Below are 8,728 nucleotides of genomic sequence, written 5' to 3' on the forward strand. Positions count from 1 at the left end.
AGGCTCAGCCCCCCGTCTCCACACCCCGAGCCAGCGAGGTGTACAGCGTCTGCCGGCTCACCCCGAACGTGCGCGCCACCTCCGCCTTCGGGATCCCCATCTGAATCATCACCCGCGCCTGCTCCACGTCGGTGTCCGAGAGCTTCGGGGCCTGCACGTACTTGCCGCGGGCCTTGGCCAGGGCGATGCCTTCGGCCTGACGCTCCTTGATCCGCCGGCGCTCGAACTCAGCGAACGCGGCCAGGATGCCCAGCATCAGCCCGTCCACCGGGGAGCTGCCGGACTTGTCCACGGTGATCCGCTCGGACACGAACTGCACCGCGCACCCCTTTTCGGTGAGCTCATCCACGATCGCGTATAGGTCCCGGGTGTCCCGTCCCAGCCGGTCCATCGAGGCGACCTTCACCAGGTCCCCCTCCCGCACGTACTTCATCAGCTCGGCCAACCCGGCGCGCTTGGCGCGGGAGCTGCCGGAGATCTTGTCTTCGAAGACGCGGTCGCACTCCCCCACCGCCTCGAGCTGGCGGTCCAGGTTCTGCTCCGCCGAGCTCACCCGCACGTACCCCACGGTCTGTCCAACCACGTTTAAGACCCTCCGTCAGGTATGTCCAACGGGCCCGAACTGAACCCACTCTGACGTGACCCTCTCGTGGCGGCGGGGGGTGTGTAAAGGGGTATACCCCCTTGGACAGCCTGCTTCTCGACGGGGGCGGCACCGCTGCGCAATGAAGGTGAGGACGATTCATCCTCGAGTCGCGCTCGGCACCAGCCAGATGGCAGCCGCATCCGTCTCGATGAGTTCCACGGGCCCGACTGCGACCACGCGCAGTCGGGAGTGGCCCGCCTCGGTCACCTCGACGACAGTGCCGGGAACGAGTCCGGCCTGCTGGAAGCGGACCAGACGCTGCGGGTCGGCGTCGGAGATGCGTAGGACCCGGTAGAACCCCGGCTCGGCCACGTCCAGGCGGACCGCGTGGGCTGGCTGTGCCCGCTGCCCTTCGGGAGTGGGAATGGGGTCGCCGTGGGGATCGCGCGTGGGGCGGCCCAGCATCTGATCGATCCGCTCGATCAGCTCGTCGGAGGCGGCGTGCTCGAGTCGTTCGGCTTCCGCGTGGACTTCGTCCCAGGAGTAGCCCAGGGTCGCGGCGAGGAAGCTTTCCAGCAGCCGGTGTCGGCGCACCATCGCGATCGCGTGCTCGCGTCCCTTCCCGGTGAGGGTCACGGGCTTGTAGGGCTGGTACTCGACCAGGCCCTGAGCTGCCAGGCGCTTGACCGTCTCGGTGACGTTGGGCGCGGTGGTGCCCATTCGTGCGGCCAGGCTCTTCGTGCTCAGCGGCGCGTCTCCCCACTCCGTGGCAGACCAGATTGCCTTGAGGTAGTCCTGGGCCACCGGAGTGATCTCGTCAAGGCTCATGGCCTGCACGATAGCGGGGCCTCCTTCACTCCTGCCCGGTCAACGTCAGCCACAGCAGCACGGCGTTCAGGGCCACGATCAGAGCCACGACCACCCATGCCGCCGTCTGCAGGGGCGCGGAGTTCACGTGTCGGCCCATCACGGCCCGGGCACCGGTCAGGCGGACTAGGGGGATCATGGCGAAGGGGATGCCGACACTGAGCAGCACCTGGGAGAGGACGAGCGCCCAGGTGGGATCCACCCCGGAGGCGATGACCAACAGCGCGGGGATCAGCGTGAGCACCCGTCGCACCATCTGAGGGATGCGCCAGTGCAGCAGCCCGCCCATGATCTCCGACCCCGCATAGGAGCCCACCGCGGTGGAGGCCAGCCCGGAGGCCAGCAGGCCGACGCCGAAAAGGACACCCACCGTGGGGCCCAGCGCGGCCGTAATCGCCGCATGGGCACCTTCGATGCTGTCCGTCCCGGAGACCCCGGAGAGATTGGCCGCCGCCAGCAGCAGCATCGCGATGTTCACCGACCCTGCCACCAGAAGCGACAGCCCCACATCCCACCGGGTGGCCCGCAGCAGCCTGCCAAGGGTGCCCGGATGAGCGTGGGCCCCCTGATGGCGGTCACGCGCCAGAGCTGAGTGCACATAGATCGCGTGGGGCATCACCGTGGCCCCCAACATGCCGGCCGCCAGGAGCACCGTCTGGGTTCCCTCGAACCGGGGGACCATGCCCGCCACGGCCTCACCCCAGGAGATGGGCCCGTAGAACAGTCCCGAGACGAACCCGAGGGTGATCACGGCCAGCAGGCCCATGACGACGAACTCGAAGGGCTGCTGCCCGCGCCGGGACTGCACACCCAACAGGATCATCGAGACCACCCCGACGATCACCCCGCCGGCCAGCAGGGGGATACCGAAGAGGATGTGCAGGGCAATGGCCCCTCCGATCACCTCGGCCAGATCCGTGGCGGCGGCCACGATCTCCGCCTGCACCCAGTACGCCAAACGCCGCCCGCGCGGCAACCGGTGCCCCAGCAGCTCCGGAAGCGAGCGGCCGGTGACGAGCCCGAGCTTCGCCGAGAGGTACTGCACGAGCATGGCCATCAGGTTCGCTGCGACCAGCACCCAGACCAGCAGGTACCCGTACTGGGCCCCCGCCGTCAGGTTCGCAGCCACATTGCCGGGGTCCACATAGGCCACCGCCGCCACGAAGGCCGGCCCCAGCAGCCGCATTCCCCGACGACCGGGGCGATCCACCCTCTCCACGGCGACCTTGCCATCCGCCGGCCGATCCACACCGGCGGTCATCCGAGGCTCCAATGGCGATGCATGCATGAGATTTAACATACCTGAACTCTGAGGAGACAGGTGGTCTGACCACACCCCGGCACCCCGGCAGTCTCAGATGCACCGACGGCCGTAGCCGAACACTCCTGCTTTCACGAACCTAATCGTGTGCACCTGAATTCTTTTGTGTGCCCTAACTGGAGTACCCCTCATGGAAATCTCCCGCCGTTCAGTAGCCACCGGCCTCGCCTGGGCCGTGCCGGCCGTGGCCGCATCGACGGCCGCGCCCGCCATGGCCGCCTCCTCCTGCGCGGGGTACACCGCAGGCAAGCCCCTCCCAGCCTCGGCGTTCACCCTGACCTACCTGCGCATCACCAACGAGACGCTCGGCAGGCTGTCCAACAAGCAGGTGGCCCTCGATTTCGACTTCCGCCTCAGCGACGAGGCCGCGGCCTGCGGGGTGCGCACCGGATCCGTCTCCTCCACCAGCAACGGCGGCACCTCCCGGATCGCCTTGAACAACGGGAAGACCTACAACGCGACCAACGGCCTCGCCGTCCCGGCCAACGGATCCGTAGGACGCACCGACGGTACCTGCCGGCTCGGCCTGGACCGCACTGAGGCCTGCGGCACCACGGGGCAGTCCCCCTACAGCGTCGCCGGGTCCACGGGCGCCAGCTCGACCGCCGTCACGGCCATCTCCCTCTACCGGTCCATCACGGTCTCCGGCTACGGCACCACCGTCGTCTACCTCAACGCCACGGGTGTGGGCACCAACCTGTCCGTGAGCGCCGCACCGCTGATCTGACCCCCGCACGACGGACCGCCATGCCGCCTCTGAAGGATCAGGACCTCGCCCTCACACCAGGACAACGCCCCCACCATCCCCTGAGGGACAGGGGGTCGCTTCTGGCATACCCGCCTGGACGCTCCGAGCGGCTCTGGGGTGACACCAGTTGCACAAGGTCTTGAGGACCCCCGACCTTCTGCGGAAAGAGGGACGCACCTGCTGGCGCACGTCGCGGGGCGAGGCCCAGGGGTTAGGGCGTGTCTGAGAATGGATCCACGGGTCAGCTGGCACCCTGGGGGCATGTCCCGGTTCCAGATGCTCTCCGATGCCCAATGGGAGTTGATCGCCCCGATGCTCCCTGCCCGGACCGGCCGGGCCGGCAGGCCGTTCGCCGATGCCCGCACCATGGTGGAGGCGATCATCTACCGATACCGGTGCGGAATCGCTTGGCGGGATCTGCCCGAGGTCTACGGGCCCTGGCAGACCGTGTGGACCTGGCATCGGCGCATGGCCGAAGAAGGCACCTGGGACACGGTGCTGGCGACGCTGACCGCCGCCGCGGACGCTGAAGGTCTGATCGACTGGTCGGTCTCGGTGGACTCCACGATCGCCCGCGCCCACCAGCACGCCACGAACATCACCCGCCACACAAGGGGGATGGGTCGAACTACAAGAATCCGCATGAGGAGCCGACCGATCACGGCGTCGGGCGCTCACGGGGCGAGCTGAGCACGAAGATCCATCAGCTCGTGGACGGGACCGGGCTGCCGCTGGTCAGCCTGATCACCCCCGGCCAAGCAGGAGACTCCCCGATGCTGCTGCCCCTACTGGGGCAACTGCGTGTGGCACGGCCGGTAGGAAGGCCTCGCACCCGCCCCGACGCGGTCCTGGGTGACAAGGCGTACTCCTCCAGGGCGATCCGCTCCCACCTGCGTGCCCGCGGTATCAAGGCGGTCATCCCTGAACCGGCGGATCAGCAGGGCCACCGCAGGCGCCGCGGCTCGGCCGGTGGCCGTCCCGTGGGCCTGGACTCGCAGGCTTACAAGGGCCGGAACGTGATCGAGCGCCAGTACGCGCACCTGAAGCAATGGCGGGGCCTGGCGACCCGGTACGACAAGTACGCGATCGTCTACCGGGCCGCCGTGGTGTTGAACGCTGTGCTCGCGTGGTCCAAACGATTGTCAGACATGCCCTAGCTCTCGTTCCGTCTTCGGGAGAGGCTGGCGAGGTACTCGTTGTAAGAGTCGAGTTCGGCGTCCTCGGCTTTCTGTCGCTGTCTCGAGGTGCGCACGTCGCGGGCTCGCCAGCGGGACAGGCAGACGATGAGCACTACGAACATCGGCAGCTCCGCGTAGGTCCATACCAGCGTGCCGGCGATCGCCTGGTCGATGACGGGGTCATGGCTGCCTGTGGGGGTGGCGTATGCGCTGAACAGCGGTGTGGCGGTACGGAGCAGGATCAGGCCGAAAATGGCGTGGATCTGGATCTCGACGGCGATATCGACGAATCGTGCGGCGAAGGAGGGTTGGCGCGGTAGCGGATCGGAGGACCATAGCGGTGTTGCCGAGACGATGCCGAGGACGAGGATGACGAAGAGCAAGGCGTCCTGGCCGAAGGGGATGCGCATGATGACGCTGATCGCGTCGGTCAGGTAGAGGACCGGGTACAGCAGTATCGCAATGACGATGGCGACCACAGGGTGCAGTGCGGCGCTCCAGAATCGTGAGCGCAGTCCCCCGTGCGCGGCACGGAGCACGAGACGCCCGAGGCCGGTGTGCGGTGTGCTGCGCAGGAGCAGCAGCCCGGGTGACCCTGCGATGAGGAGCGGCGGAACGACGGTCAGCAGGGTGATCTGCTGGAACACCAGCGCTGTGATGGATTCCGTCGCGAGACGGTTCACACCGAACATCGTGATAGCGAAGATCAGGGCGCACCCGATCAGGAACGATGCTGTGCGGGCGATCGCCCAACGGCGCCTGTTTCGCCACATCCAGATCGCTCCTCGCAGATACAGTGCCGCGAACAGCAGAGCGGCGATGCCGACGGGTGAGCCGGTGAGGGGTTCGAACGTGACCCACTGGTCGATCGGCGGCATAGCGAATTTCCCTTCATCGAGGCGATCAAACGTCGGCGACTTCGGCCGCGGTGGTGGTGCCGGAGCGGGGTCAGGTGAGGCCGGAGTAGGAGTGGGGCCTTGGCCCTTGATCGTGGACACGGTGTCGGTTCGGTTATGCCGCTTCCGCAAGCGGCACCGGCTCCCAGGGCAACCAGGTACAAGGGAATCTGCCACCGCTCCAGCCAGCCGATCATGTACTTCCTTTCCGGGCGAGGACCTTGCCTCCATCCTCACGGAGCTGCCCGGTTGTCGCGACGTGGCGGTAGAGGGCCTGTTGGACAAGGAACCTACTGCCTGCCCTTCTCGGTTTCCCAACCTGTGTCCGGCTTTGCCGACAGCTCGGCTCCTCACGCCTCAGGTAGTGCCCGAGCGCCAGCCCTGCTTGGCGGGCGCCGATCACTAGCTGTAGGAGGGCATGACGTTGTTGACTCGGGTCGGTGCCAGTGAGGCCGGAGGAGCGTCTCCGCAGGAGGTATGAGGCCGATGGTAGTTGTAGTGGTTCACCCACACCGCCAGGGCCTCACGCCGTGCGTGCTCTGAGGAGTACGGGCGGGCGTAGAGGACCTCGTCGACCATCAGCCGGTTGTACCGCTCGACCTTCCCGTTGTGACGCGGGGTGTAGGGGCGGATCCGGTGGTGCCGGCCTCCGAGCGAGACCACCTTCCGGGTGAAGTCCGCGGCCCGGTAGTTGTTGCCGTTGTCCGTGATCACCCGGTCCACGGTGATGCCGTGGGCGGCGAAGAACGCCCTCGCCCGGCAGAAGAACCCGATCGTGGTCACCGCCTTCTCGTCCTCCAACGCCTCGGTGTACGCCAGGCGGGTGTACCCGTCGATCGCCGAGTGCAGGTAGGTGTAGCCGACCCGCCGGCCAGGCCCGCGTTTGGCCGCTCGCGCGTTCTCGGAGTCCCGGCCGTGAGCACGCCAGCCGCCCCCCTCGGGGATGCGCCCGATTTTCTTCACGTCCAGGTGCACCATGTGCCCCGGGCCGCGGGCGGTGATCTTCTGTGGTCGTTGGCGCAGGTCCTCACCCGTGGGCGCGAGGTCTCGCAACCGGGAGATGCCCAGCCGGTGCATCCACCTCCCCACGGTGCGCAGGCACAGCTGGTGGCCTTCGGAGGCGAGGTGGTGATGGATGCGCCGTGCGGACCACTTGCGCTCCCGCCGCAGGGCGTGGATCTGGGCGACCAGGACCGGATCGAGCTGGGCAGGTGAACGGTGCGGCCGGCTGGGCAGGTCCTGAAGGCCGGCTTCTCCCTGGGCGCGGTAGCGGGCGACCCAGGTGGCCACCGTGGGCCGGCTCACCCGGAACTCGGCTGCCACGTGTGCCTGCGGGATCCCGTCGTGCAGGTGGCGGTGGACCATCCTGAGACGGCCGGTCGGGGTCAGGGGTGCGTTAGCGTGAGTCATGAGCGGGTCTCTTCTGGCAGGTGGGTTGTTGAGGAACTTCCATCCTGCGGGAGAGGCCCGCTCGTCTCATCTCAGCCCGTACCCCGTGGCAAGAACCTCATGACCCACAACAACTAGCACGTCGGTCTCGGCCATGGTGTGGTTTCTCCTCGTTGCGGGCGCGTGGGCGGGCCGTAGTGCGGCTGGTGTGTCAGTAACCGGTGAGGGCCGGGAAGAAGGTCCAGAACACCGAGGCGGCCACGGCCACATAGGCGATGGCCACCAGGGTTCCGGCCCAGCCGGCGGAGAACCGCACCACCGCGGCGTGCGCGGGGATCACGCCGTGGGCGAGGTTGCGCACGGTGAGCAGGATGAACAGCGGGATCATCGCCGCCCACACGATCATGCAGTACAGGCACAGGATGTGGATCTCGAACAACGCCTGGGACCACAGCCAGATGGTGAACACCGTGCCGGCGGTGACCCCGGCCTGCAGGCCGGCCCAGTACCAGCGCCCGGGGCTCGCCCCGGAGAGGGTCACCATGGCGGTGGTGATGACCACGGCGAACGCCACGATGCCGATCAACGGGTTGGGGAAGCCGAACAGCTCGGACTGCCAGGTCCCCATCACCTTCCCGCAAGACACCCAGGGGTTGATGTCACAGCTGGTGATGTACCCGGCATCCTCGTACAGCTCCAGGCGTTCGAGCACCAGGATCGCCGAGGCCACCCAGCCGACCACCCCGGTGATCAACAGCACCAGGCCGAACGGACGGTGCCGGGCGACAGTCGGTATCCCCGCTACGTCGGAGGCCTGCCCGGTACCGGCAGGGCGGTCGGTGGTGGTCGTGGGGATCGTCACGGGTGAATTGGTGTCGGTGTCGGGGACACTCATGGGCCCGGTCAGTCCGTCGTGGCGGCGGCGTCGACCTCGGCGCGGAACTGCTCGAGGGTGTTCAGAGTGAGCATCTGTCCGTCCAGGAAGAAGGTCGGGGTGCCCTGCACGCCCAGCGCGGTCCCGTCGGCCACGTCGGCCTCGATGCGGTCGCGGGTGGCCGGGTCAGCCACCGCGGCATCGTAGGCGGCCATGTCCAGGCCGAGATCCTCGGCGTAACCGCGGAACACCGGGCTCCGGTCCTCAGTGGTATGGCTCCACTGCTCCTGGGTGTCGAACATCTGCTGATACATCGCCTCGTACTGTCCCTGCTGGCCGGCGGCTTCCACGGCTACGGCGGCGGTCATCGAGTTGGGATGTCCGGGCAGCGGGAAGTAGCGGTGCACAAAGGTCACCGTGTCGGCGTACTCGGCGCGCAGTTCTTCCACGACCGGGTAGGCGGCCTTGCAGCCCTCGCACTCGAAGTCCAGGAACTCCACCAGCACGGCCTGCTCGTTCGGGGCCTTGGACAGTACCCGGCTGTCTGGGCGCATCACCGGCGTGGCCTCCGAGGGGGCGCTCTGCCCGGTCCCGGAGGAGGCAGTTTGCCCGGAGCCCTGGGGGGCGGCGTCGCGGGGGCCGCTGGCGGCCACCACTCCGACGATCAGCCCGGCCAGCACCACAGCGGCCAGTACGACCCAGACGATGGTCTTGGCCTTGCGGGATGTGGTGCCCGGTGTTGACGGATCAGAGGGGGTCGGATTGCGGGTCGGTGTGCTCACGAAGGGATCCGTTTCGGTCGGTGGCGACGGCACCGTGCCGTCGGGGTGGGAATGAGCTGGGGCTGGGATGCAGGGGTGGGTCAGGGG

Annotated in this window: 9 protein-coding genes; 2 read left to right on the forward strand and 7 right to left on the reverse strand. The window is 67.8% G+C overall.

What is annotated here, in order from left to right; all coding sequences use genetic code 11:
* Positions 1-4: 4 nt before the first annotated feature.
* The 3 genes from J1M37_RS11650 to J1M37_RS02645 all read right to left on the reverse strand — a co-directional run bounded on the left by J1M37_RS11650 (position 5) and on the right by J1M37_RS02645 (position 2,714).
* Complete coding sequence (locus J1M37_RS11650) at positions 5-583, reverse strand: recombinase family protein (RefSeq protein WP_206452041.1); 579 nt, start codon at positions 581-583, stop codon at positions 5-7.
* 159 nt (positions 584-742) lie between these two features.
* Entirely contained in the window at positions 743-1,414 is a 672-nt protein-coding gene (locus J1M37_RS02640) for a metal-dependent transcriptional regulator (RefSeq protein ID WP_206452042.1), read from the reverse strand.
* 25 nt (positions 1,415-1,439) lie between these two features.
* On the reverse strand, positions 1,440-2,714 hold the full coding sequence (locus tag J1M37_RS02645) for an Nramp family divalent metal transporter (RefSeq protein ID WP_080981713.1): 1,275 nt from the start codon (positions 2,712-2,714) through the stop codon (positions 1,440-1,442).
* 190 nt (positions 2,715-2,904) lie between these two features.
* Here J1M37_RS02645 and J1M37_RS02650 point away from each other — a divergent pair, with 190 nt between their 5' ends.
* Together J1M37_RS02650 and J1M37_RS02655 are read left to right on the forward strand one after the other, a co-directional pair.
* Positions 2,905-3,501, forward strand: coding sequence for a hypothetical protein (locus tag J1M37_RS02650; RefSeq protein ID WP_036317467.1), 597 nt, complete (start codon positions 2,905-2,907; stop codon positions 3,499-3,501).
* Between the two features lie 282 nt (positions 3,502-3,783).
* Positions 3,784-4,679 (forward strand): IS5 family transposase gene (locus tag J1M37_RS02655; protein ID WP_206452043.1). Its coding sequence is split into 2 segments (ribosomal slippage): positions 3,784-4,134 and positions 4,137-4,679, totalling 894 coding nucleotides; the frame shifts between segments, so codons are not numbered across the junction.
* Here the strand turns inward: J1M37_RS02655 and J1M37_RS02660 are convergent.
* The 4 genes from J1M37_RS02660 to J1M37_RS02675 form a co-directional block, all read right to left on the reverse strand.
* Positions 4,676-5,698 carry a cytochrome c oxidase assembly protein gene (locus tag J1M37_RS02660; RefSeq protein ID WP_223247519.1) on the reverse strand — a complete coding sequence of 341 codons (1,023 nt, stop codon included), beginning with the start codon at positions 5,696-5,698 and terminating at the stop codon, positions 4,676-4,678. The two genes, J1M37_RS02655 and J1M37_RS02660, sit on opposite strands and share 4 nt — an antisense overlap.
* A 300-nt stretch (positions 5,699-5,998) precedes the next feature.
* A complete protein-coding gene (locus J1M37_RS02665; RefSeq protein WP_036317479.1) occupies positions 5,999-7,006 on the reverse strand; it encodes an IS481 family transposase in 1,008 nt (335 codons plus the stop codon).
* A gap of 190 nt (positions 7,007-7,196) precedes the next feature.
* Complete coding sequence (locus tag J1M37_RS02670) at positions 7,197-7,880, reverse strand: vitamin K epoxide reductase family protein (protein WP_080695921.1); 684 nt, start codon at positions 7,878-7,880, stop codon at positions 7,197-7,199.
* Positions 7,881-7,888: 8 nt separating this feature from the next.
* Positions 7,889-8,641, reverse strand: coding sequence for a DsbA family protein (locus J1M37_RS02675; RefSeq protein ID WP_036317487.1), 753 nt, complete (start codon positions 8,639-8,641; stop codon positions 7,889-7,891).
* Between the last annotated feature and the right edge of the window lie 87 nt (positions 8,642-8,728).

This window comes from Micrococcus sp. KRD012, assembly GCF_017168555.1.
GTDB classification, from domain to species: domain Bacteria; phylum Actinomycetota; class Actinomycetes; order Actinomycetales; family Micrococcaceae; genus Micrococcus; species Micrococcus luteus.

What these genes read in the sequence shown, in the direction of transcription:
- J1M37_RS02670 (WP_080695921.1), bottom strand. Translation starts at nt 7,880, where the DNA reads ATGAGTGTCCCCGACACCGACACCAATTCACCCGTGACGATCCCCACG.
- J1M37_RS02640 (WP_206452042.1), bottom strand. Translation starts at nt 1,414, where the DNA reads ATGAGCCTTGACGAGATCACTCCGGTGGCCCAGGACTACCTCAAGGCA.
- J1M37_RS02665 (WP_036317479.1), bottom strand. Translation starts at nt 7,006, where the DNA reads ATGACTCACGCTAACGCACCCCTGACCCCGACCGGCCGTCTCAGGATG.
- J1M37_RS02650 (WP_036317467.1), top strand. Translation starts at nt 2,905, where the DNA reads ATGGAAATCTCCCGCCGTTCAGTAGCCACCGGCCTCGCCTGGGCCGTG.
- J1M37_RS02645 (WP_080981713.1), bottom strand. Translation starts at nt 2,714, where the DNA reads ATGACCGCCGGTGTGGATCGGCCGGCGGATGGCAAGGTCGCCGTGGAG.